The organism is Vibrio sp. 03_296 (assembly GCF_002265885.1).
This window is the reverse complement of record NZ_NPKW01000251.1, coordinates 1-1,656: the sequence shown is the minus strand read 5'-3', so window position 1 is coordinate 1,656 and position 1,656 is coordinate 1. Positions and strand designations below refer to the sequence as shown.

Here is a 1,656-nt window from a genome sequence, read left to right as displayed (position 1 = left end):
CGGAGCAGCATGGTCGAATACCTTTGCGCAAAACTACGGGTTAGAGAACGCCTTAGAAATCGCGATGGCCTCTGCCACGTTTGGTTTAGTGATGGGCGGGATCTTGGGCAGCCCTGTGGCACAGCGTCTGGTGGACAAACACCAATTGGAGTCTGAATACGGTCGAGAATTGCAGGCCCACCAAACKGTTTGCTGATTTGGTTACTTACAATGAAAATGAAGAAGACAAAGTCACTGCGAAGAAGGTGATTGAAAGCTTGGCACTGATGTTTCTGTGTGTGATTGGCGCGCGCTAYTTCGTCTCAGTGGGTCAATCAATTAGACATTGCTTGGTTGATGATCCCCGATTTTGTTTACGCGCTGCTGCTGGGCGTGTTTGTGACCAACTTCCTTGAGCTCACCAAAGTGAGAAAGTTGGATTTAGAAACGGTGGATATGCTCGGCACCGTTTCGCTCTCACTGTTTTTGGCGATGGCATTGATGAGCTTAAAACTGTGGAATATTTTGATTTGGCGCTGCCATTTCTGTTTATTTTGTCCATTCAATCATTGGTGATGGTGCTGTTTAGCTACTTCGTGACGTTTAAAGTGATGGGGCGCAACTACGACAGTGCGGTGATCGCCAGCGGTCATTGTGGTTTTGGTTTGGGCGCGACCCCCACCGCTGTGATGAACATGGGGTCGATTGTGAATCGCTTTGGCCCTTCTCCGCAGGCGTTTTTAGTGGTGTCCTATCGTCGGCGCGTTTTTTATCGATTAGTCAATATGCTGATATTACAAGGCTTTATCGCTTTTCTTGGGTAATTGACTTTTCACTCAATACATGGGATTGCGGTGGAGGTCGCACTGCGATTTATCTCCAGAGAACAAAAGGTTAGTCACTGCCTTTGCCGACGTTTTCGGCTAGAATAATGGTTCTTGTATACGGTAAATAACCACGAACGAAAGGAGGCAGCCATGACGGACAAAATCTCAACGACGGCATTGGCTAAAATGCGCAACATTGAAGCCTCTCAATTGTTTACCGATTTAAGCCGTGCTGGTTACATCAGCGAGTGGCGATAATGATCTCACGACTGGCGCGCGGTTTGGCGGCGAATATGTTGACCATACGAAATTTGGCCATGTTTATTGTCTGGCCTGTGAATCTTGCATGTTGAGTTGACCTCAACTCAAGGCAAGTTATTGAGCGCGACACAAATCGGTGAGCTGCTCGGGCTTAATGCCAAAAAGATGAACCAGCTGCTCAGTGAAATGGGCTGGATGGCCAAAACCGAGCATGGTTGGGAAGTGACCGAGTCGGGCATTCGTGCCGGTGGTAAACAAAAAGGCGACGGTGAGGAGAAGCCATACTCATTTGTTGTCGGCATGATTCAATTACACGTAACAAACGCCTCAAGGCAGTCGGTGGTGGAGTTCTTGGGGCAAGACGCGGAAGTGCATGCGACGGATAAGTCATTTTCCAGTTTCCGACAGAAATTTGAGGCGAAGCAMCGCACCTTAGATGGCCACTATGTGCGCTCTAAAGGAGAGTTGTTGATCGACAATTGGCTGTATTTAGCGGGGGTTGCTCATGCTTACGGGCGGCAGTTACCGATTGAAGAAGAGATCATCAGTGATTTTATCTGCCTGCAGGCAAAGTCTATGTGCAGTTCTG

At 48.3% G+C, this 1,656-nt stretch carries 2 pseudogenes; both read left to right on the top strand.

Annotation, left to right across the window (positions count from 1 at the left end):
- Positions 1-803 (top strand): annotated as a pseudogene (locus CIK04_RS23770) (sodium/glutamate symporter); the annotation flags it as partial.
- 153 nt (positions 804-956) lie between these two features.
- A pseudogene (locus CIK04_RS23765) lies at positions 957-1,656 on the top strand (glycerol kinase); the annotation flags it as partial.